21 protein-coding genes are annotated in these 22,212 nt (G+C 66.0%); 5 read left to right on the plus strand and 16 right to left on the minus strand.

Annotation, left to right across the window (positions count from 1 at the left end; all coding sequences use genetic code 11):
* Positions 1–14: 14 nt before the first annotated feature.
* Together VG566_RS16570 and glmU are read right to left on the minus strand one after the other, a co-directional pair.
* On the minus strand, positions 15–548 hold the full coding sequence (locus tag VG566_RS16570; protein WP_046432626.1) for a GNAT family N-acetyltransferase: 534 nt from the start codon (positions 546–548) through the stop codon (positions 15–17).
* Positions 517–1,884, minus strand: coding sequence for a bifunctional UDP-N-acetylglucosamine diphosphorylase/glucosamine-1-phosphate N-acetyltransferase GlmU (gene glmU / locus VG566_RS16575; RefSeq protein WP_241884792.1), 1,368 nt, complete (start codon positions 1,882–1,884; stop codon positions 517–519). The genes VG566_RS16570 and glmU overlap by 32 nt, the downstream gene beginning before the upstream one ends.
* 83 nt (positions 1,885–1,967) lie before the next feature.
* On the opposite strand from glmU, the gene VG566_RS16580 reads away from it, so the two are divergent.
* The gene (locus VG566_RS16580) at positions 1,968–2,351 is read left to right on the plus strand and encodes a GtrA family protein (RefSeq protein WP_041863846.1); all 384 of its coding nucleotides are present in this window, start codon (positions 1,968–1,970) and stop codon (positions 2,349–2,351) included.
* Positions 2,352–2,364: 13 nt separating this feature from the next.
* On the opposite strand, the gene VG566_RS16585 is transcribed toward VG566_RS16580, so the two are convergent.
* The 10 genes from VG566_RS16585 to VG566_RS16630 all read right to left on the minus strand — a co-directional run bounded on the left by VG566_RS16585 (position 2,365) and on the right by VG566_RS16630 (position 11,867).
* Entirely contained in the window at positions 2,365–4,578 is a 2,214-nt protein-coding gene (locus tag VG566_RS16585; protein WP_049419161.1) for a hypothetical protein, read from the minus strand.
* 72 nt (positions 4,579–4,650) lie between these two features.
* Positions 4,651–5,073 carry a F0F1 ATP synthase subunit epsilon gene (locus tag VG566_RS16590; protein ID WP_005419509.1) on the minus strand — a complete coding sequence of 141 codons (423 nt, stop codon included), beginning with the start codon at positions 5,071–5,073 and terminating at the stop codon, positions 4,651–4,653.
* A 113-nt stretch (positions 5,074–5,186) separates the two neighbouring features.
* Positions 5,187–6,593: a F0F1 ATP synthase subunit beta gene (gene atpD / locus VG566_RS16595; protein ID WP_005419510.1), complete on the minus strand. Its 1,407-nt coding sequence runs from the start codon at positions 6,591–6,593 to the stop codon at positions 5,187–5,189.
* A gap of 37 nt (positions 6,594–6,630) precedes the next feature.
* The gene (gene atpG, locus VG566_RS16600; RefSeq protein WP_014648494.1) at positions 6,631–7,494 is read right to left on the minus strand and encodes a F0F1 ATP synthase subunit gamma; all 864 of its coding nucleotides are present in this window, start codon (positions 7,492–7,494) and stop codon (positions 6,631–6,633) included.
* 97 nt (positions 7,495–7,591) lie between these two features.
* Complete coding sequence (atpA, locus tag VG566_RS16605) at positions 7,592–9,139, minus strand: F0F1 ATP synthase subunit alpha (protein WP_005419511.1); 1,548 nt, start codon at positions 9,137–9,139, stop codon at positions 7,592–7,594.
* A 44-nt stretch (positions 9,140–9,183) separates the two neighbouring features.
* Positions 9,184–9,711: a F0F1 ATP synthase subunit delta gene (locus VG566_RS16610; RefSeq protein ID WP_032129048.1), complete on the minus strand. Its 528-nt coding sequence runs from the start codon at positions 9,709–9,711 to the stop codon at positions 9,184–9,186.
* 2 nt (positions 9,712–9,713) lie between these two features.
* The gene (locus VG566_RS16615; RefSeq protein ID WP_005419512.1) at positions 9,714–10,184 is read right to left on the minus strand and encodes a F0F1 ATP synthase subunit B; all 471 of its coding nucleotides are present in this window, start codon (positions 10,182–10,184) and stop codon (positions 9,714–9,716) included.
* Between the two features lie 106 nt (positions 10,185–10,290).
* Positions 10,291–10,596: a F0F1 ATP synthase subunit C gene (gene atpE, locus VG566_RS16620; RefSeq protein ID WP_005411133.1), complete on the minus strand. Its 306-nt coding sequence runs from the start codon at positions 10,594–10,596 to the stop codon at positions 10,291–10,293.
* Positions 10,597–10,669: 73 nt separating this feature from the next.
* Entirely contained in the window at positions 10,670–11,470 is an 801-nt protein-coding gene (gene atpB / locus VG566_RS16625) for a F0F1 ATP synthase subunit A (RefSeq protein ID WP_014038569.1), read from the minus strand.
* 31 nt (positions 11,471–11,501) lie between these two features.
* On the minus strand, positions 11,502–11,867 hold the full coding sequence (locus tag VG566_RS16630; RefSeq protein WP_014648497.1) for a hypothetical protein: 366 nt from the start codon (positions 11,865–11,867) through the stop codon (positions 11,502–11,504).
* Positions 11,868–12,325: 458 nt separating this feature from the next.
* Between VG566_RS16630 and VG566_RS16635 the strand changes: the two genes are divergently transcribed.
* The gene (locus VG566_RS16635; RefSeq protein WP_046432636.1) at positions 12,326–13,144 is read left to right on the plus strand and encodes a hypothetical protein; all 819 of its coding nucleotides are present in this window, start codon (positions 12,326–12,328) and stop codon (positions 13,142–13,144) included.
* 442 nt (positions 13,145–13,586) lie between these two features.
* On the opposite strand, the gene lpdA is transcribed toward VG566_RS16635, so the two are convergent.
* From lpdA to VG566_RS16650, 3 genes are all read right to left on the minus strand, one after another.
* The gene (gene lpdA, locus VG566_RS16640; protein ID WP_049405902.1) at positions 13,587–15,389 is read right to left on the minus strand and encodes a dihydrolipoyl dehydrogenase; all 1,803 of its coding nucleotides are present in this window, start codon (positions 15,387–15,389) and stop codon (positions 13,587–13,589) included.
* A 107-nt stretch (positions 15,390–15,496) separates the two neighbouring features.
* A complete protein-coding gene (gene aceF / locus VG566_RS16645; protein ID WP_241884791.1) occupies positions 15,497–17,215 on the minus strand; it encodes a dihydrolipoyllysine-residue acetyltransferase in 1,719 nt (572 codons plus the stop codon).
* A gap of 167 nt (positions 17,216–17,382) precedes the next feature.
* Positions 17,383–17,898, minus strand: a complete 516-nt coding sequence (locus VG566_RS16650; protein ID WP_049405907.1) for a DNA-deoxyinosine glycosylase — start codon at positions 17,896–17,898, stop codon at positions 17,383–17,385.
* A 186-nt stretch (positions 17,899–18,084) separates the two neighbouring features.
* Here VG566_RS16650 and VG566_RS16655 point away from each other — a divergent pair, with 186 nt between their 5' ends.
* The 3 genes from VG566_RS16655 to glpK all read left to right on the plus strand — a co-directional run bounded on the left by VG566_RS16655 (position 18,085) and on the right by glpK (position 22,077).
* Positions 18,085–18,720 carry an OmpW/AlkL family protein gene (locus tag VG566_RS16655; RefSeq protein WP_014648503.1) on the plus strand — a complete coding sequence of 212 codons (636 nt, stop codon included), beginning with the start codon at positions 18,085–18,087 and terminating at the stop codon, positions 18,718–18,720.
* A gap of 246 nt (positions 18,721–18,966) precedes the next feature.
* Positions 18,967–20,472, plus strand: coding sequence for a glycerol-3-phosphate dehydrogenase (gene glpD, locus VG566_RS16660; protein ID WP_241884790.1), 1,506 nt, complete (start codon positions 18,967–18,969; stop codon positions 20,470–20,472).
* Between the two features lie 105 nt (positions 20,473–20,577).
* A complete protein-coding gene (gene glpK / locus VG566_RS16665; RefSeq protein WP_197557133.1) occupies positions 20,578–22,077 on the plus strand; it encodes a glycerol kinase GlpK in 1,500 nt (499 codons plus the stop codon).
* Positions 22,078–22,090: 13 nt separating this feature from the next.
* Here the strand turns inward: glpK and VG566_RS16670 are convergent.
* Positions 22,091–22,212 (minus strand): MetQ/NlpA family ABC transporter substrate-binding protein (locus tag VG566_RS16670; protein WP_423172725.1); only part of this gene is annotated, 122 nt, incomplete at its 5' end.

The raw sequence follows: 22,212 nt of genomic DNA on the forward strand, positions 1-22,212 counted from the left end.
ACCAGGGCCGGCACCTACCAGGTCCGCCGCATCGCCACCCGCAGGTGCATCGGAAACCCGAGCGCAGCCTCTTCGGCCATGACGGCGCGCAGGCCGTCGTTCCACTCAGCCTCAGGCACTACGTCGAACCCTTCGCTGGCATAGAAGGCTGCATTCCATGGCACATCGCTCAAGGTGGTCAGCACCGCTGCAGCAAAGCCGGTGGCCCTGGCCTGCGCCAAGGCGTGCCGCAGCAATGCGCGGCCATGGCCACGACGCGCGTGCGCGGGGTCCACATCCATCTGCAGGACATGGAACTCGCCACACAGCTCGCCGCCCAGCAGGTAGCCGGCAATGTCGCCGCCGGGGCCATCCACAACCCACAGCTGGCCCCGCTGAAGGCCGTCCTGCAGCGTCGGCAGATCCAGGCCGTGGCCGGCAAATACCGGATGGGCTTCGTGATCCTTCAGCAGTTCGCCGGCACGCTGTTCAATTGCCGGCAGCACGCCGAGCTCGTCGGCATGCGGAATACGTGGCTCAGGACTTCTTGACCGGGCGCTTCCAGCCATCGATGGTTTCCTGTCGTGCGCGGGCCAGTGTCAGCTTGCCGTCCGGGGCGGTGCGGGTGATGACCGAACCGGCAGCGATGGTCGCGCCCTCGCCGATCGTCAGCGGCGCCACCAGCGAACTGTTGGAACCGATGAACGCGTTGTCGCCGATGGTGGTGGTCGACTTGTTCACGCCGTCGTAGTTGCAGGTGATGGTGCCGGCACCGATGTTCACCTTGCTGCCGATCACCGCATCACCCAGATAGGTGAGGTGGTTGGCCTTGCTGCCGACGCCGAGGGTGACCTTCTTGGTTTCGACGAAGTTGCCGACGTGCACGCCATCGGCCAGCACGGTACCTGGGCGGAGGCGCGCGAACGGACCGACCAGCGCCGCGCCTTCGGTGACCACACCCTCCAGATCACAGTGCGCGCGTACTTCGGTACCGGGGCCGAGAGTAACGTCCTTCAGGCGGTTGAACGGACCGATGGTAACGCCGTCGCCGAGCACGATGTTGCCTTCGAGAACGACATCGACATCGATCAGCACGTCACTGCCCACGGTGACGGTGCCACGGATGTCGAGTCGTGCCGGGTCGCGCACGCGTGCACCCTGTGCGCACAGCGCACGCACGGCGCGATGCTGCCAGGCACGCTCCAGCTGCGACAGCTGCCAGGGATCGTTTGCCCCCTCGGCTTCCTGCGCGTCGGCCACCAGCGCCATTTCGGCCGGGGTGTACTCATGCGCGGCAAACGCGAACACGTCGGTCAGGTAGTACTCGCCCTGTGCATTGCGGTTGGACAGCTGCGACAGCCAGCGGCGCAGCGCGGTCGACTCCGCGGCGATGATGCCGGTGTTGATCGTGCGCACGCGCAGCTGGTCGTCGGTCGCGTCCTTCTGCTCGACGATCGCTCCCACCTTGCCTTCGGCATCGCGCAGCACGCGGCCGTAACCGGTCGGGTCATCAACCTCGGCGACCAGTACCGCCAACCGCCCTGGCTGCGCCAGCAGATCGCGCAGGGTCTGCGCGCGGATCAGCGGTACATCGCCGTACAGCACCAGCACCTGCACGGCATCCGGCACCTGCGGCATCGCCTGCGCCACCGCGTGGCCCGTACCCAGCTGCTGCGCCTGTTCAGCCCACTGCAGGTCGGGCTGGTCGGCGAACTGTTGCCGCACCGCCTCACCGCCATGGCCGTAGACCACATGGATGGCCGCCGGTTGCAGTTCGCGGGCCGCATCGATCACGTGCGCCAGCATCGGTTGGCCGGCGATCGGCTGCAGCACCTTCGGCAGCCCCGACCTCATGCGCTTGCCGGCGCCGGCGGCGAGGATGATGACGTGCAGGGCTTGGGTCATGGGAACGGCAGTCCGTGGTTCGTTGCCGACGATTCTAGAGCGTACGCCGTTAACATGGGCATCCCTCCTCCTTCACCATGCCGATGAGCCTTGTCCGCCAGGGAAGCGCCTACCTCGTGATCGGGCTCGTGCAGCTGCTGGTCGATTGGCTGGTGTTCGTGGTCGCCACCGCGCTTGGCATGCCGGTCGCACCGGCCAACGTCGCCGGGCGCCTGGCCGGCATGCTGCTGGGCTTCTGGCTCAACGGCCGCTACACCTTTGCCGAGGCCGGCACCCACAAGCTGGGCTGGAAGCGCTTTGCACGCTTCTTCGGGCTGTGGCTGCTGCTGACTGCGGCAAGCACGTTGCTGGTGAGCCTGGTCGACCACGCGCTGGGCCTGCAGTACACCTGGCTGGCCAAGCCACTGGTGGAAGGCGGGCTGGCGTGCGTGTCGTTCCTGTTGATGCGCTACGTGGTGTACCGCTGATCGCGGTCAGCGATCAGCGATCACCGTCACGGCGCAGGCGCGCTCCCAGTCCCTCACGCCACAGCTGCAGCGCGCTGTAGCGCAACCGCACCTGATGCTGCCCGGCCGGCACGCACAACGCATGGAAGAGGCCATTGCCGCGCAGCAGCGGCAGTACCTGGCCATCCTCGAGCTGCGCCTGCCAGCCACGACCGGTGGTTTCGTTGATCACCACCCATGCTGCATCGTCCGCCACCACCGTCAGCTCGATGCGTCCCGGCTGGTAGTGCAGCACCTGTACCGTGGCCTCGCCGGCATCCTGTTCGGCACAGTGGCTGCTGGCGGCTGCCGGCAGCCATAGCTGCCGGTTGAAATCGGTCTGGTTGAACAGCGGCGCAGGCGGTAGACGCTCCTCATGGCGGCGCACCTGCCGCGGATTCAGCACCCGTGGCAGCACGCTGTCACGCCGCGCAAGTTCCACCTGGTCGCCCTGCGCGCTGGAGCCCGGGAACGGCTCCTGGGCCAGCAGCCAACGCACGCCCAGCAGGTCGTACAGGGGAGCAGCGGTGTCTGGCATCCAGGCAGTGGGGACCTTCTGCTGGAAGGTATCGACCGGCTCGCCCGGCATCCCGGTCATCTGCAGATAGTCGCTTGCCAGCAGCGGGTTGTAGCCGTTTGCCAGCGCAATGGCATGCACCGCCGCGCCGTTGGTGAGTCCGCCGATGCCGAAGACCACCGCGCGCTCGGGTATGCCGATATGCCGCTCTGCCGCCAGCAGCGCATAGGCGCGCTGCGCAGGACCCGCACGATCGGCGGTGAGCACCGACTTTGTCCCGCTGCCCGCGTTGAACCTGGTGCCGACGTTGAACAGCAGCAGGTCCAACAGCACCAGCGCCAGCACCCAGCGCGCAGGTGACTGGTGGCGGCGCAGCACCCACACCGCGGCTACGCCCAGCGCGGCGCTGACCGCAAGCCAGGCGAAAGCGAGCGGATGACCATGATCGATCGCCAGCCACGCAGCGCACGCGCCCAGCACTGCGACGACCGCCACGGACACCCGATGCAATCGCAATGGCTGCCGCTGCAGGGCAACCTGCAGGGCACTGGCACCCAGCCACGCCGCCGCAGGCACGGTAAGGAACAGCGCATCGGACGGGCGCCGGAACAGGTCCAGCCCCGGAAGCCAGCCAAACAACCAGGGGAACAGCGGCGTGGCGCCACCCACCGCGACCATGATCGCCAGCGTCAGCGCACACAGCGCGACGCGCGTAGCCGCCGGCTTGCGCCGCAGCACCTCACCGCCCCAGAGCAGCCACAGCGCCAGCGGCACTGCCCCCACATAGAGGTAATCGGCGCTGATATCACCGAAGGCCCAGCTGTCGCCGCGCCCCTGCGAGAACACGTTGCCCGACAGCAGTGTCACCAGTGTCTGCCAGTGGATGGCACCCGGCAGCGCGGCTTCCAGCGTCAGGCCATTGCGATTGGTCTGGTCCAGCCAGGCCAGCGTGGACAGCCACTGCGGCGCACTGACACCACCGGCGAGAATGGCCACCACGCCCAGCTGCCACAGCAGGCGCATGCGCTGCCCCTGTGCCAGCACGACAGCAGCCACGGCGTAGATCACGCACGCGAGGATGATGAAATAGGTGACCTGGGTCAGTTGAAGCGCACACATCCCGCCGGCCACACCGGCCAGCAGGATGTCGCGCATCCGTCCCCGCCGGCGGACCTGCTCCAGGCCCAGCCACAGCCAGGGCAGCAGGCAGTAGCTGATGACCATCGGCGTGTGCTGCAGGCGCGACGCGGCCACGCCACCAAACATCAGCGTGAGTGCGAACAGCAGCTGCGCCGGCGGCGGCATGCCCTGCACGCGGCTCAACCGCAGTGCACCCAGGCCGCCTGCCAGCACATGCAGCAGCACCACCACCGTGAACAGGTGCAGGGAGCCCGGCGCCAGCAGCATCGGCAGCAGCATCGTCGGCTGCAGCGTCATCATCTGCGGATCGGCCACCTGCGGGTAGCCACCGTAGAGATACGGATTCCACCAGGGGGCCTGCAGGTGACGCAACTGCTCGGCACTGAAACTGACCGCCGGGAAGAACTGCTGCACGGCATCAAAGGGAATGGTCTTGATGCCACTGAGCCATGGCAGGCACAGAACGATCCACGCAATCAGGAACACGCCTGCCGGTGTGCGCCACGGCCGCTGCCAGCTGCCGCCTTCAATCGCTGTCGAGTAGTGCTGCATTCCCTGCTCCTGTGGCGAACAAACAAAAACGCCGGCAGCTAGCCGGCGCTTGTGCTTGATGACGCGCGAACCTCAGTGCTTGAGATTCTTGCGCAGGCGCTCCAGCGCCTGCAGCTGGACGACGGCTTCGGCCAGCTTCTGCTGGGCTTCAGCCACTTCCATCGCTTCGCCGCGGTTGGCCAGGATGCGCTCGGCTTCTTCCTTGGCCTTGCGGACCGAGGCTTCGTCGATGTCCTGCGCGCGGATCGCGGTGTCGGCCAGCACGGTCACCACCTGCGGCTGCACTTCCAGGATGCCGCCGGAAATGGCGAAATCCAGCTGCTCGCCGTTCGGCGTGGTCACCACCACCTTGCCCGGCTTCAGGCGGGTGATCAGCGGCGCGTGCTTGGGCGCGATGCCCAGTTCGCCCAGCTCACCGGTGGCCACGACCAGGGTCGCTTCGCCACGGAAGATTTCCTGCTCGGCGCTGACGATGTCGCAACGGATCGTGCTCATGCAAATCTCTTCGCTGTTCGCGGCGGCGCAATGCCGCCGTGGGGGTCCACCGGCGCGGGCGGTTGCCCGGCGCCGGCGTCAGGTCGGGCAGGATCGCTCCCGCCCGTCCCGGATCAGGCCTTCTCGGCCATCTTCTTGGCCTTCTCGACCGCTTCTTCGATGCCGCCGACCATGTAGAACGCCTGCTCCGGCAGGTGGTCGTACTCGCCATCGACGATGGCCTTGAAGCCACGGATGGTGTCCTTCAGCGGCACGTACTTGCCCGGCGAACCGGTGAACACTTCGGCCACGTGGAACGGCTGGCTGAAGAAGCGCTCGATCTTGCGGGCGCGCGACACGGCCTGCTTGTCTTCTTCGGACAGCTCGTCCATGCCCAGGATCGCGATGATGTCCTTCAGTTCCTTGTACTTCTGCAGGGTCTGCTGGACGCGCTGGGCGGTGTCGTAGTGCTCGTGGCCGATGACCAGCGGATCCATCTGGCGGCTGGTGGAGTCCAGCGGATCGACGGCCGGGTAGATACCCAGCGAGGCGATCGAACGCGACAGGGTCACGGTCGAGTCCAGGTGGGCGAAGGTGGTCGCCGGCGACGGGTCGGTCAGGTCGTCCGCGGGAACGTAGACGGCCTGGATCGAGGTGATCGAACCGTTCTTGGTCGAGGTGATGCGCTCCTGCAGGACGCCCATTTCCTCGGCCAGGGTCGGCTGGTAACCCACGGCGGACGGCATGCGGCCCAGCAGTGCCGACACTTCGGTACCGGCCAGGGTGTAACGGTAGATGTTGTCGACGAACAGCAGGACGTCCTTACCCTTGCCGTTTTCGTCCTTCTCGTCGCGGAAGTACTCGGCCATGGTCAGGCCGGTCAGGGCGACGCGCAGACGGTTGCCCGGCGGCTCGTTCATCTGGCCGTACACCATCGCCACCTTGTCCAGGACGTTGGAGTCCTTCATTTCGTGGTAGAAGTCGTTGCCCTCACGGGTACGCTCACCCACGCCGGCGAACACGGACAGACCGCTGTGCGCCTTGGCGATGTTGTTGATCAGTTCCATCATGTTGACGGTCTTGCCGACGCCGGCGCCGCCGAACAGGCCGACCTTGCCGCCCTTGGCGAACGGGCACATCAGGTCGATGACCTTGATGCCGGTTTCCAGCAGCTCGGTGGCCGGGGACTGGTCTTCATACGACGGCGCAGCGCGGTGGATTTCCCAGTTGTCGCTGGCAGCGACCGGGCCGGCTTCGTCGATCGGACGGCCAAGCACGTCCATGATGCGGCCCAGGGTGCCGGCGCCGACCGGCACCGAGATGCCACGGCCGGTGTTGACGGCAACCAGGTTGCGCTTCAGGCCGTCGGTGGAACCGAGGGCGATGGTACGCACCACGCCGTCGCCCAGCTGCTGCTGGACTTCGAGGGTGATCTCGGTGTTTTCCACCTTCAGTGCGTCGTACACCTTCGGCACCGATTCACGCGGGAATTCGACGTCGACGACCGCGCCGATGATCTGAACGATCTTGCCCTGACTCATTGCTGCATCCTCTAATGTGTGCTTTGAACGAACGCGGTCAGACTGCTGCCGCGCCGCCGACGATTTCGGAGATTTCCTGGGTGATCGCTGCCTGGCGCGCCTTGTTGTAGACGAGCTGCAGGGTGCCGATCAGCTTGTTGGCGTTGTCGCTCGCCGCCTTCATCGCAACCATGCGTGCCGCATGCTCGGAGGCGACGTTTTCCAGCAGTGCCTGGTACACCAGCGACTCGATGTAACGCGTCATCACGTGCTCGAGCACGGTCGCGGCATCGGGTTCGTACAGGTAATCCCAGTCGTGGTGAGCGACCTGCTTCTCAGCCGGCGGCAGCGGCAGCAGCTGATCGAAGCTGGCCTTCTGCACCATGGTGTTCACGAAGCGGTTGTAGACCAGGTACACGCGGTCGATCCTGCCTTCGGTGAAGGCGTCGAGCATGACCTTGATCACACCGATCAGCGATTCCAGCTTCGGCACGTCGCCGATGTGGGTCACGCTGCCGACCATGTTGACCTTCACGCGGCGGAAGAAGGTCGAAGCCTTCTGGCCGATGGTCACCAGGTCCACTTCGGCACCCTTGTCCTGCCATGCCTTGGCTTCGCCCAGCATCTTGCGGAACAGGTTGTTGTTCAGGCCGCCGGCCAGACCGCGATCGGAGGAGATCACGATGAAACCGACCCGCTTGACCTGCTCGCGCTCGACCAGGAACGGATGCTGGTAGTCGGTGCTGGCCTGGGCCAGATGACCGATCACCTGCTTCATCGCCTGCGCGTACGGACGCGAGGTCTTCATCCGATCCTGCGCCTTGCGGATCTTGGAGGCCGAGACCATTTCCAGGGCGCGCGTCACCTTGCGGGTGTTCTGCACGCTCTTGATCTTGGTTTTGATTTCGCGTCCGCTTGCCATCTCTTGTTTCCCGTGGCGCGGGGCTGATGCCCCGCGTTGTTCAACCGTTTGTCATCTGGTCCAGCGGAGCCAGCGGCTCCGCTCTACAGGACCGCGATTACCAGCTGCCGGTGGTCTTGAACTCGGCGATGCCCTTCTTGAAGGCACCTTCGATGTCGTTGTCCCAACCGCCGGTGGCGTTGACCTTGCTGATCAGCTCGCCCTGGGTGTTGGCGAAGTGGGCGTGCAGGCCTTCTTCGAACGCCAGCAGCTTGTTGACCGGCACGTCGTCGAGGTAACCCTCGTTGACGGCGTAGATCGACAGCGCCTGGTTGGCGATCGACATCGGCGCGTACTGCTTCTGCTTCATCAGCTCGGTGACGCGCTGGCCACGCTCCAGCTGCTTGCGGGTCGCTTCGTCCAGGTCCGAGGCGAACTGCGCGAACGCAGCCAGCTCGCGGTACTGGGCCAGCGAGATACGGATGCCGCCCGACAGCTTCTTGATGATCTTGGTCTGGGCCGAGCCACCGACGCGCGACACCGAGATACCGGCGTTCACGGCCGGACGGATGCCGGCGTTGAACAGGTCGGTTTCCAGGAAGATCTGGCCGTCGGTGATCGAGATCACGTTGGTCGGAACGAAAGCGGACACGTCGCCGGCCTGGGTCTCGATGATCGGCAGCGCGGTCAGCGAACCGGTCTTGCCGGTGACCTTGCCTTCGGTGAACTTCTCGACGTATTCCTCGGACACGCGGGCAGCGCGCTCGAGCAGACGGGAGTGCAGGTAGAACACGTCACCCGGGTAGGCTTCACGGCCCGGCGGACGCTTCAGCAGCAGCGAGATCTGGCGGTAGGCAACGGCCTGCTTGGACAGATCGTCGTACACGATCAGCGCGTCTTCGCCGCGGTCCATGAAGTACTCACCCATGGTGCAGCCCGAGTAGGCGCTGATGTACTGCATGGCAGCCGATTCGGAAGCGGTCGCGGCCACCACGATGGTGTGGGCCAGCGCGCCGTTCTCTTCCAGCTTGCGCACGATGTTGGCGATGGTCGACGCCTTCTGGCCGATCGCAACGTACACGCACTTGATGCCGGTGCCCTTCTGGTTGATCACCGCATCGATCGCCATGGCGGTCTTGCCGGTCTGGCGGTCACCGATGATCAGCTCGCGCTGGCCACGGCCGATCGGGATCATCGAGTCGACCGACTTGTAACCGGTCTGCACCGGCTGGTCGACCGACTTGCGCCAGATCACGCCCGGAGCAACGCGTTCCACCGGAGCGGTCAGGTCGGTGCCCAGCGGGCCCTTGCCGTCGATCGGCTCGCCCAGCGCGTTCACGACGCGGCCCAGCAGTTCCGGGCCGACCGGCACTTCCAGGATGCGGCCGGTGGTCTTGGCGACGTCGCCTTCGCGCAGGTGCTCGTAGTCACCCAGGACCACGGCGCCGACCGAGTCGCGCTCCAGGTTCAGGGCCAGGGCGAAGGTGTTGTTCGGCAGTTCGATCATTTCGCCCTGCATCACGTCGGCCAGACCGAAGATGCGCACGATGCCGTCGGACACGCTGGTCACGGTGCCTTCGTTGCGCGATTCCGCGGCCAGCTTGACCTTCTCGATGCGGTTCTTGATCAGTTCGCTGATTTCGGAGGGGTTGAGCGTGGTTGCCATCGTCAAGTCCTAGTGCCGGCAGCGGGGCCGGACGTTAAATGAATTCAGTTAGCGAGCGCGGTCTGCAGACGGGCCAGCTTGCCCTTCAGCGAACCATCGATGACCACGTCGCCGGCGTCGATCACGGCGCCGCCGATCAGCGAAGCATCGACCGCGGTGGTCACGTCGACCTCGCGGTTGAAGCGCTTGCGCAGCGCGACCTTGATCGCGTCCAGCTCGCCGGCCGACAGCTCGGAAGCCGAGGTCACCGTGGCCTTGACCACGTGCTCGGCTTCGGCGCGCAGGGCGTCGAACATGCCGGAGATTTCCGGCAGCAGCGGCAGACGATGCGATTCGGCCAGGATGGCCAGGAAGCGCGAGTAGGTCTCGCCGTGCGACACCGGCGCCAGCAGGGCGACGGCGTCGTCACGACCCAGCTCCGGGTTGGCGAGCAGGGCCGCCACGCGCGGGTCGGCGGCGACGTGGGCGGAGAACGCCAGGGCGTCCGACCACGGCGCGAACGCACCTTCGTCGCGCGCGGTCGCGAACGCGGCGCGGGCGTACGGGCGGGCAAGCGTGAGGGCCTGGCTCATCCTTAGATCTCCGAGGCCAGCTCGTCGAGCAGCGCCTTGTGGGCGTTGGCGTCGATTTCGCGCTTGAGCAGCTTTTCGGCACCGGTCACGGCCAGCGCGGACACCTGCTTGCGCAGATCTTCACGGGCACGGTTGGCGGCGGCGTCGATTTCAGCCTGGGCCAGTTCCTTCTGACGGGTGGCTTCGGTGATCGCTTCGTTACGGGCTGCATCAACGATCTGGTTGGCACGCGCGTGGGCCTGATCGATGATCTCGTTGGCCTTGGTGCGGGCTTCCTTCAGCGCTTCGTTGACCTTCTCCTGCGCCTGGGCCAGATCTTTCTGGCTGCGGTCGGCAGCAGCGAGGCCTTCAGCAATCTTCTGCTGGCGCTCTTCGATCGCGTTCATCAGCGGCGGCCAGATCTTGGTCGCGATGATCCAGATCAGACCAGCGAAGGCCAGCGCCTGCGCAAGAAGGGTGAAATTGATATTCATGGTTAGCTCGATCGCTGGTTTCGGGGTGGACGTGCCGCCGAAGCGGCACATCCGGCCTTCATCCGAAACCGGGTGCATCAGCACCCGGTCGTCTCAAACCGCTGTATCAGCCGGCCAGAGCCTTGGTGACGGCGCCAGCAAAGGCAGCCGACAGCGGGTTGGCGAAGGCCAGCAGCAGGCCAACGGCGACCGAGATGATGAACGCGGCGTCGATCAGGCCGGCGGTGATGAACATGCGGACCTGCAGGACCGGGATCAGTTCCGGCTGGCGCGCGGCCGACTCCAGGAACTTACCAGCCATGATGGCCAGACCCAGACCGGCGCCCAGCGCGGCCAGGCCGATCATGATGCCGACGGCAAGGGCGGTGGAGCTCTGAATCTGCGCGAAGTTGGTCAGGACGGCGAAGTACATGGTTATCTCCAGGAACTTAAGTTGCTAAGGGTGATGAAACGGATGAAGGTTGAAACGCGTTGAAGCTTGAAACTCAGTGAGCGTCTTCCGACAGGCTCAGGTACACGATCGACAGCATCATGAAGATGAAGGCCTGCAGCGGGATCACCAGCAGGTGGAACAGCATCCAGCCGAGGCCGAACACACCACCCGCGATGGCGCCGAAGAAACCGGCACCACCCAGCACCCAGATCAGCAGGAACACGATTTCGCCGCCGAACATGTTGCCGAACAGTCGCATCGCCAGCGAGATCGGCTTGCTCAGCCACTCGACGATGTTGAGGATCAGGTTGAACGGCATCATCCACTTGCCGAACGGCGCCGTCAGGAATTCCTTGACGAAGCCGACCAGGCCCTTGGACTTGAGCGCGAAGAACAGCATCAGGAAGAACACGCTGATGGCCATGCCGAGGGTGGCATTGACGTCAGCGGTCGGCACCGGCTTCCAGTAGTGCACGCCCACCCATTCCAGCGGCTTGGCGATGAAATCGGCCGGGATCATCTTCAGCAGATTCATCAACAGGATCCAGAAGAAGATCGTGATGGCGATCGGCGTGACCAGCTTGCTCTTGCCGTGGTAGGTGTCCTTGGCCTGGCGGTCGACGAACTCCAGGCAGATCTCGACGAAGGCCTGCCACTTGCCCGGCACGCCGGCGGTGGCCTTGCGGGTCCCCAGCCAGAACGCGACAACGATCACCAGGCCCATCAGGACGGCGGTGAGGAAGGTATCGACGTGGATATGCCAGAACATACCCTCACCCTTGCCGACCGGTGCGGTCAGGTTGTGCAGGTGATGCTGGATGTAGCTGGTAGGGGTTAGAGCCTCGCCCGCCATGTGTCCGGAACCTTCAGTTAATTGAATTCTGTCAACGCCTGGCCATGGCCAGGACCTGGAACATCAAGCCGACGGCGATACCGGCCAACAGCGCCAATGCAGGCAGCTTGAAGACCAGGAACCCCACCAGCAGGACGCCGAAAACCACGACCCACTTGGCCACGATCGCAATGATCAGGCGAGCCATCGCCGATCCTGCGGCCACCGCACCACCGCCCAGAGCCATCCGTGCCGCAACCCAGCCGCCGGCCGAAATGGCCACACCGGACGCCAGCGCGCCGAGGGCATACTTCGGACCTACCAGCAGGAAGGCCAGGGCCAGGACAGCCACCGCGGCCAGCGGGTAGACCGCGGCGCGCAGCATCAGTCGCCGACCCGCATCAACGGAGTTCAGCACAGGACGTCCCGCGTGGTTGCAAGTGGAGGGCTGAGGCGGCTACAGCAGGGGGGCCTCATCGAGCCGCCAAATTATAGCAATGGGACAATTTGCGAGACAACCGCTGCCTGTTCATCCCTGGAAGCCGCAAGTTGCGGTAACGGTTACATTTTTGCGTGCCACCCGGGGGACAATGACGTCCGCGTGATGCTGCACCGCAGTATTGAACTTTGGTCGCAGGCGCGGAACTTTCGCCGGATGCGCCGGTCCGATCTTTCGACCTGCCTGCAGCAACCTCGTCGACGCTTCGCCCCGCAGGTCCCGCGATGGCCCCGAAGCCCGGCTCCGGGGCCATCTTTTTGCGTCGTCGCGACAGGGCTGAACCGTGCACACTCCGTGGACCATACGTTCACGGATGGTGGACGGCGGCGTCCGGCACAGTGGTCTTCATTCTGATGAACCACTGCAAGGACTCTTCGATGCGCCCCGTACCCACCCTGCTCGCCCTTTCCCTGCTCGCTGCCGGCGCCTCGTTCGCCAATGCCGCCCACGCCGCCGAAGGCGACGACCGCTTCGCCATCCGTCTGGGTGCGATGAACATCGATTCGGACAACACGCTGCGTGGCAGCACCACCGTGGCCGGCCAGGACATCTCCCTGGACCAGGACTTCAAGCTGGGTGGCAAGGAATGGGAGCCGCGCATCGACGGCATGTTCCGCATCAGCAACCGTCAGCGCCTGCTGTTCAACTACTTCAAGTACGACAAGGACCGTCGCGAGACGCTTGACCAGGGCATTTCCTTCGGCGGTGAGAGCGTGCCGGCCGGCAGCTTCGTGAAGGGCGAGCTGAAGTACCAGGTGGCCAGCCTGGTCTATGACTACTCGGTCGTCGATACCGACACCTTCGACCTGGGCCTGCAGATCGGTGGCGAGTACGCCAAGGTCAGCACCAAGGGCTACGCGGACCTGGGCACGGTGTATGAAGGCCAGTTCCTCAACGAGAAGGCCGATGGCGTGGCACCGGTGGTGGGTGCGCGCATGACCTTCACTCCGTCCGAGCGCTGGATGATCACGCTGCAGGGCCAGTACCTGAACACGCGCTGGGGCAGTTTCGATGACTACAAGGGCGACCTGAGCCGCGCCAATGCGATCGTCGATTACCGCTTCACCAAGAACTTCGGTGTGTTCGCCGGCTACGACTGGTTCAAGCTGGACGTGGACAAGAAGGGCAGCGACGGCACGGTCGGCCTGAAGCAGGAATTCAAGGGCCCGGTGGCCGGTATCAGCTTCGTGTTCTGATCCCCTGCCCCTTCCACGGCATCTTCTCTCCTGGCGCGGCCTCCGGAACATCGGGGCCGCGTTTTTTCTTTGCATCGTCGAGCAGAAAAGCAGGCTGGTCGAGCGCTGGGGGAAGAGGGGCTTGCGTGCGAATGTCCCCCGGCGCCGGCCTACGGCCGTCACCTCCTCCTTTACTTCGCACACAAGCCCCTCTTCCCCCGCGTGTCAGGCATCCAGGCGGGCCAGGCTGTGGCTCTCGACTATCCGCAAGCCGAGCCGCTGCGTGGGTGGCAGGCGTTTGGACAAAGTAAAGGAGGAGGCGACCGCCGCAGGCGGGCGACGGGGGACATTTGTCGAAATGCCTGCCACCCGTGCAGTGGCCCCACCCTTTGCTGCAGCACTGATCGAAGAAAAAAAGCCCCGGCAGATGCCAGGGCTTTTCGTTCGGAACGGCGCGGACGCCTTACTTCTTCTTCGGCATGTACAGATCGGTGATCGTGCCGTCGTAGATTTCCGAGGCCATCGCCACCGACTCGCTCAGCGTCGGATGCGCATGGATGGTGTGGCCGATGTCTTCCGCTTCCGCACCCATCTCGATCGCCAGGCCGATCTCGGCCAGCAGATCGCCGGCATGCACGCCGACGATCGCGCCACCGATGATGCGGTGGGTCTCTTCGTCGAAGATCAGCTTGGTGAAGCCCTCGGTGCGACCGATGCCGATCGCGCGGCCACTGGCGGCCCACGGGAACTTGGCCACGCCGACCTTCAGGCCCTTGGCCTTGGCTTCGGTCTCGGTCACGCCGACCCAGGCGATTTCCGGGTTGGTGTAGGCCACCGACGGAATCACGCGGGCGACCCACTCCTTCTTGTGGCCGGCTGCCACTTCAGCGGCCAGCTTGCCCTCGTGCGTGGCCTTGTGGGCCAGCATCGGGTTGCCGACGATGTCGCCGATGGCAAAGATGTGCGGCACGTTGGTACGCATCTGCCGATCGACCGGGATGAAGCCGCGGTCGGTGACCTGCACGCCGGCCTTCTCGGCATCGATCTTCTTGCCGTTCGGCGAGCGGCCCACGGCCACCAGCACGCGGTCGAAGGTGCCCTGCGCCAGCGCAGGCGCCTGGCCTTCCTCGGCGGCTTCGAAGGTCACGGTGATGCCCTTGGCATCGGCGGTGACGCCCGAGGCCTTGGTCTTCAGGTGCACGTCGATGCCCTGCTTCTTCAGGCGGTCGGCCAGCGGCTTGACCAGGTCCTTGTCGGCGCCCGGCATCAGCTGGTCCATGAACTCGACCACGGTGACCTTGCTGCCCAGCGCGCTGTACACGGTGGCCATTTCCAGGCCGATGATGCCGCCGCCGACGACCAGCAGCGAGCCCGGCACTTCGGCCAGCTCCAGCGCATCGGTGGAATCCATCACGCGCTTGTCGTCCCACGGGAAGTTCGGCAGCTTCACCGCCTGCGAACCGGCGGCGATGATGCATTTCTGGAAGCGCAGCAGCTGGGTGCTGCCGTCAGCGGCGGTGATCTCCAGCTCGTTGGCCGAGACAAACCTGCCAACGCCCTGCACGTTGCGGACCTTGCGCTGCTTGGCCATGCCGGCCAGGCCCTTGGTCAGCTGGTTGACGACCTTTTCCTTGTACGCGCGCAGCTTGTCCAGGGTGATGGTCGGCTTGCCGAACTCGACGCCGAAATCACCGGCGTGGGCCACTTCGTCGATGACCGCAGCAGCATGCAGCAGCGCCTTGGACGGGATGCAGCCGACATTGAGGCAGACGCCGCCGAGGCTGGCGTAACGTTCGACCAGCACCGTATCCAGGCCGACGTCGGCGGCGCGGAAGGCTGCGGTGTAGCCGCCCGGGCCGGAGCCCAGCACGACCATCTCGCATTCGATGTCGGCCGGCTTGCCGCTGGACAGCGCCGGCTTCGGCGCAGCCGGTTCGGCCGGGGCGCGGTGCGACGGGGTCACCGGCGGCTTGCTGGCCGGGGCGGCCGGAGCCGGCGCGGCGGCCTTGGCCGGGGCTTCGGCGGCGCCTTCAGTGTCCAGCACCACGACCACGGCGCCTTCGGACAGGGTATCGCCCAGCTTGACCTTGATTTCCTTGACCACACCAGCGGCCGAGGACGGCACTTCCAGGGTGGCCTTGTCCGACTCCAGGGTTACCAGACCCTGGTCCTTCTTCACCGTGTCGCCGACGGCGACCAACACTTCGATCACCGGCACATCGCTGTAATCGCCGATGTCGGGAACCTTGACTTCAATCGTGGCCATGGTGGGTTTTCCTCGTGCCCGCCCGGCGGCGCCGGCGGGCTGTCACTGCATCTGTTCACGCGGCCGCGCCAGGGGCTGCGGCCGCACGGTGGGGGCGAAGCGGTGCCTTACAGCAGCACGCGGCGCATGTCGGCCAGTACCTGCGACAGGTACGTGGTGAAGCGTGCGGCCAGTGCGCCGTCGATGACGCGGTGGTCGTAGCTCAGCGACAGCGGCAGCATCAGCTTCGGTGCGAATTCCTTGCCGTTCCAGACCGGCTGGATGGACGACTTGGAGACGCCGAGGATGGCCACTTCCGGTGCGTTGACGATCGGGGTGAACGCGGTGCCGCCGATGCCGCCCAACGAGCTGATCGAGAAGCAGCCGCCGCTCATGTCGGCCGGGCCCAGCTTGCCGTCGCGTGCCTTCTTGGCCAGTTCGCCGGTTTCCTGCGCGATCTGCACCACGCCCTTCTTGTCCACGTCGCGGATGACCGGCACGACCAGGCCGTTCGGTGTGTCGGCGGCGAAACCGATGTGGAAGTACTTTTTCAGGGTCAGGTTTTCACCGCTGGCATCGAGCGAGGCGTTGAATTCCGGGAACTTCTTCAGCGCTGCGGCGCTGGCCTTGATCAGGAAGGCGAGCATGGTCAGCTTGATGCCGGCCTTCTCGTTCTCCTTGTTCAACGCCACGCGCAGGCCTTCCAGGTCGGTGATGTCGGCCTGCTCGAACTGGGTGACGTGCGGGATCATGGCCCAGTTGCGGGCCAGGTTCGCACCGGAGATCTTCTTGATGCGCGACAGCGGCTGGACTTCGGTCTCGCCGAACTTGCTGAAGTCGACCTTCGGCCACGGCAGCAGGTTCAGGCCACCACCAGCGGCGACGGCGCCACCGGCAGCTGCCGGCACGCCACCGCTGAGCGCGGCCTTGACGAACTTCTGTACGTCACCCTTGGTGATGCGGCCACCCTTCTCGGTGCCGTTGATCTGCAGCAGGTCCACGCCCAGCTCGCGGGCGAACACGCGCACCGCCGGGGTGGCGTACGGCACCTTGGCCGGCAACACGCCATCGGCATTGAACTGCACCGGCGGGCTGGACGGGGTACCGGCCGAGGCGATCTCGCGGGCCGCCAGCTTGTCCGGCTGCGCCGGCACAGCGACCGGCTCGACCTTGGTGGCGGTCTCTGCGGCAGCCGGAGCGGCAGCAGCAGCGGCCTTGGTCGGCGCCGGCGCGGCAGCGCCCTCGGCTTCGATGATGGCAACCACGTCGCCTTGCGACAGATTGTCGCCCACCTTGACCTTGATCTCCTTGACCACGCCGGCCACAGACGACGGCACTTCCATGGTGGCCTTGTCGCTTTCCAGCGTGACCAGGCCCTGGTCCTTCTTGACCGTATCGCCCACGGCGACCAGCACTTCGATGACCGGAATGCCGGCGTAGTCGCCGATGTCCGGCACCAGGGCTTCAACCGCACCACCGCTGGCAGCCGGAGCGGCCGGCGCAGCTGCGGCCGGCGCGCTCTGGGTGGCGGCAGCCGGGGCAGCGGCCTTGGCCGGTGCCGGTGCCGGTGCGGCAGCGGCCGGCTTGGCGGCTTCGGCTTCGCCTTCGGCCACTTCGATCAGGGCCACGACCTTGCCTTCGGACAGGCTGTCGCCCACTTTGACCTTGAGCTCCTTGACCACGCCCGCCACCGAGGACGGCACTTCCATGGTCGCCTTGTCGCTTTCCAGCGTCACCAGGCCCTGGTCCTTCTTGACCGTGTCGCCGACGGCGACAAGCACCTCGATTACCGGGATATCGCTGTAGTCACCGATATCGGGGACAAGTGCTTCCTTGATTTCGGCCATGGGGATAACTCCGGCAATCTGGTGTAGGGAAACGTCTATTGTGCGGCCAGCGGGGTCCAGCGCCAACCGTTACAGGTGTTTTCAGTACGCACGCAGCCGGGACAGGCTGTTGCCCATGGGTCGGGTGCGCGACCAGTCGGTAGCGTATTGTCCAGGCGATGTCCGCTTCATGTCGCCCGCGCGTCGGCCACCGGCTGCCAGGCCTGGCGCAGGCGCGGCAACGACCACGCCGCATTGGCAGGGCTGGTCGACGGCAGCGCGACCACCTTCGGCGGGGCCTCCAGCCGCGGCAACACCCAGCGCTGGAATGCCTGCAATGACGCGCCGCCATTGCAGCCGATCAGCGTCAGCTCAGGCAACGTGGCGATCAGTTCCGGCAGTGCATTGGCCACTTCCGTGCCACGCACGATGTCCGCATCCAGGCTGCCGCGCCGCTCGCAGCGCCCGATCACATCCCACAGGCCGATGCCTGCGGCGTTCAACGCCTGCAGCCGTTGCGCATAGGGCAGATCCGCGTCGAAACCGCAGATATCGGCCATCAGCGGCCAGAAGCGGTTGCGAGGATGCGCGTAGTAGCGCTGCTCCTGCAGGGATGCCACGCCTGGCATCGAGCCCAGCAGCAGCACCCTGCAATCGACGTTCACCTGCGCTGGCAGGCCAATGCACAACGTTGCCGTGCTCACATCTTCTCCAACTGCATGAATGTCGGCGAGAGCAGAAAACGCCATGAATAAAGGCATTCCGCACCCGTCGCTGAACAAGGAAAACTATTTTTTAACGTGCGTCGGATTCGATTCATGTTGGGGCGACTACGGTGTGCTCGCCCCGCAACCGGGGGCCCAAAACAAGAAACATTAGGAGATACCCCCATGCGCTCCATCCGTATCCTGAGTCTCGCCCTGCTGACCTCCGCCGCCTTCGCGCCGGCCGCTTTCGCCCAGGACAGCAGCACCACCGATACCGCTTCGGGCAAGCATTTTGCCGTTGTTGGCGGCATCTCGCTGCTGGAGCCGAAGAACGACCCGATCACCGGCGTGAAGAAGACCGACGGTGGCCCGGCGCCGACCGTCAGCTTCAGCTACTACATCAACGACAACTGGGCCGTTGAGCTGTGGGGCGCTGCCGACAAGTTCGACAACAAGTTCAAGGGCCCGAACAACGCCCGCCTGGGTTCGGTCGAGCAGCAGCCGGTCGCGCTGAGCGGCCAGTACCACTTCGGCCAGGCTGACAACGTGTTCCGCCCGTTCGTGGGCGTGGGCTACTACCAGTCGAGCTTCAGCAACGAGAAGCTGGGCAACGGCGCTGACACCGACATCCGCTTCAAGGATGCCAAGGGCGTGATCGGCACCGTCGGCGTCGACATGAACATCAACTCCACCTGGTTCGCCCGTGCTGACGCCCGCTACATGCGCGCCCGCCCGGACATCAAGGTCGGCGGCGAGAAGATCGGCGAAGCCAAGATGGATCCGTGGACCGTCGGCTTCGGCATCGGCGCCCGCTTCTGATCCAGGCAGCACCTGCTTCACTGATGCAACGCGACGGGCCCTTCGGGGCCCGTCGTCGTTTCCGTCACCCGCGTTCCGCGTGTAGAGCCAAGCCCATGCTCGGCTGCTTTTTTGTAGAGTCGAGCCAAGCCCCCTATCCCGGGTCGAGCGGCGGGCTCCGCGCGCATTGCGATGCGTTACGTTCAATGGCGCCCACGATCAATGGTGGCGCGGCTCGGCTCTACAGACACAGGACGCGGAGACACGATGGACGACGTCGACCTGCTGGTGATCGGTGGCGGCATCAATGGCGCCGGCATCGCCCGTGACGCCAGCGGCCGCGGCCTGCGCGTGCTGCTGTGCGAACAGCATGACCTGGCCGCGCATACCTCCAGTGCCAGCAGCAAGCTGATCCACGGCGGCCTGCGCTACCTGGAGCAGGGCGAGTTCGGGCTGGTGCGCAAGGCGCTGGGCGAACGCGAGGTGGTGCGCCGGCAGGCGCCCCATCTGGTCCATCCGCTGCGCTTCGTCCTGCCGTGGGAACCGCACCTGCGCCCGCGCTGGATGCTGCGCGCGGGGCTGTGGCTGTACGACCATCTGGGCCGGCGCAGCCCCGCCTTCCCCGCGTCACGCGCACTGGAACTGCAGCACGATCCGCTCGGCCAGTGGCTCTCCCCGGCGCTGCGGCAGGCCTTCAGCTACGCCGATGCGCAGGTCGATGACGCGCGGCTGGTACTGCTCAACGCCCTGGATGCCGCGCAGCGGGGCGCACAGGTGCAGGTGCGCAGCCGCTGCATCGACCTGCACCCCGTGCAGGGCCGGTGGCGGGCCGTGCTGGAATCCGCCGATGGCCAGCGGCACCCCGTGAATGCCCGCGCCGTGGTCAATGCGGCGGGCCCGTGGGCCGGGGGCCTGCTGGAACGGATGCAGGCGCGCAGCGGCGGCCCTGCGCTGCGCCTGGTGCAGGGCAGCCACATCGTGCTGCGCAGGCCCTGGCCCGATGACAGCGCCTGCCTGCTGCAGCAGCCCGACGGGCGGGTGGTGTTCCTGCTGCCTTTCGCCCACGACCACCTGCTGGTGGGCACCACCGATACCGACTATCGCGGTGACCCGGCGCGCTGCAGCGTGCTGCCTTCCGAGGTGACCTACCTGTGCGAAGCGGCCAATCGCTACCTGCGTGACCCCATTGCCCCGGACGAGGTGGTCTGGGCGTTCGCCGGTGTCCGTCCATTGCTGGCCGACCCGGATCCGCGCGCAGCGCAGCTGAGCCGCGACTACCGCCTGCAGGTGCAGGTGGACCCGGCACCGGCGCTGCATGTACTGGGCGGCAAGCTGACCACCTACCGGGTGCTGGCCGAGGAGGCACTGGACCTGCTGCGCCCTGCCCTGCCACAGATGGGACCGGCCTGGACGGCGCGCGGAGACCCGCTGCCGGGCAGCGACTGGGGCGACGCCGCACAGGCGTGCTCGCGCCTGCTGGCGCTGGCACCGTGGTTGCCCGCAGGTATCGCGCGACGCTGGGCCGGGGCCTATGGCAGTCGCAGCGCGGAACTGCTGCAGGGTGTACACGGCCTGCACGATCTGGGCGAGGACTTCGGCGGTGGCCTGCACGCACGCGAAGTGGACTTCCTGCGCGAACGCGAGTGGGCGTGTGACACCGACGATATCCTGTGGCGCCGGAGCAAGCTGGGGTTGCGGCTGGATGCTGTGCAGGTGGCACGACTGCAGGCGTGGATGGAGGGTCGGATCCCTTTTCCACGGAAAGGGCTTTGACCCCCGTGTTGCCACATGTGCCAACCAAGGTTGGCAGCTACCAGGGCAGCCGCGGGCGACGCGATCGATGCATTAGGATTTCCCCATCGCCATTGGAGACGCTGCATGACGCCCCGCTACGTGCTGGCCATCGACCAGGGCACCACCAGTTCGCGCGCGATCCTGTTCGACCGCGCCGGCGACATCGTCGGCAGCGCGCAGCGCGAGTTCGCGCAGATCTTCCCGCAGCCCGGCTGGGTCGAGCATGACCCCCGCGAGATCCTTACCAGCGTCTATGCCACATTGACCGAACTGCTCAGCCGCGGGCAGATCGACCCACGCCATATCGCCGCGCTGGGCATCACCAACCAGCGCGAAACCACCGTGGTCTGGGACCGTGCCACCGGCCAGCCGATCCACAACGCCATCGTCTGGCAATCGCGGCAGAGCCACTCCATCTGCGAGCGGCTGAAGTCCGACGGGCATGAAGCGCTGATCCGCGAGCGGACCGGGCTGCTGATCGACGCCTATTTCTCCGCGACCAAGGTGCGCTGGATCCTCGACCACGTGGATGGTGCGCAGCAGCGCGCCGAACGTGGTGAGCTGCTGTTCGGCACCATCGACAGCTGGCTGGTGTGGAACCTCAGCGGTGGCCAGGCACATGTGACTGACTACAGCAATGCGGCGCGCACGCTGCTGTTCAACATCCACACGCTGGACTGGGATGACGACCTGCTGGCCCTGCTCGGCATTCCGCGCGCGATGCTGCCGCAGGTGCGCGACTCCAGCGCGGTGTACGCACACACCCGGCCGCAGTTCTTCTTCGACCATCCGATCCCCATCGCCGGCATCGCCGGTGACCAGCAGGCGGCGCTGTTCGGCCAGGCTTGTTTCCAGCCGGGCATGGTCAAGAACACCTATGGCACCGGTTGCTTCATGTTGATGCACACCGGCGCGCAGGCGGTGCGGTCGCGCAACGGCCTGCTGACCACCATTGCCTGGGGCCTGGACGGGCGCGTGGAGTACGCGCTGGAGGGTTCGATCTTCATCGCCGGCTCGGTGGTGCAGTGGCTGCGCGATGGACTACGCATGATCGAACGCGCCAGCGACAGCCAGGCGCTGGCTGCGCAGGTGCCCGACAGTGGCGGCGCCTACCTGGTGCCGGCGTTCGTCGGCCTCGGCGCGCCCTATTGGCGCAGTGATGTGCGCGGTGCGATGTTCGGCCTGACCCGCGGCACCCGCAAGGCGCACTTCGTGCGCGCCGCGCTGGAAGCGATGGCCTACCAGACCCGCGATGTACTCGATGCGATGCAGTCCGATGCGGGTATCGCGCTGACCGAGCTGCGCGCTGATGGCGGTGCGATCGGCAACGACTTCCTGGCCGGTTTCCAGGCCGACATTCTCGGTGTGCCGCTGCTGCGGCCGCGACTGACCGAGACCACCGCGCTGGGTGCGGCCTACCTGGCCGGCCTGGCAGTGGGGTTCTGGAACAGCCGCGAACAGATCGCCGCGCAATGGGGCCTGGACCGGCGCTTCGAGCCACGGATGGAGGTGGCCCGGCGCGAGAAACTGTATGCGGGATGGCAGCAGGCGGTGGCCGCGACCCTCGCCTTCCACGTCGATTGAGGGGTAGTGCCGGTCAGAACGCCGGCAGCACCGCGCCCTTGTACTTGGTCTCGATGAAGGCCTTCACCTGCGGGCTGGTCAGGGCCTTGGCCAGCTTCTGCACGCGGGCGTCGTCCTTGTTGTCCGGGCGCGCGA

The sequence above is a fragment of the Stenotrophomonas sp. CASM114 genome, assembly GCF_049384325.1.
Lineage (GTDB): Bacteria > Pseudomonadota > Gammaproteobacteria > Xanthomonadales > Xanthomonadaceae > Stenotrophomonas > Stenotrophomonas muris.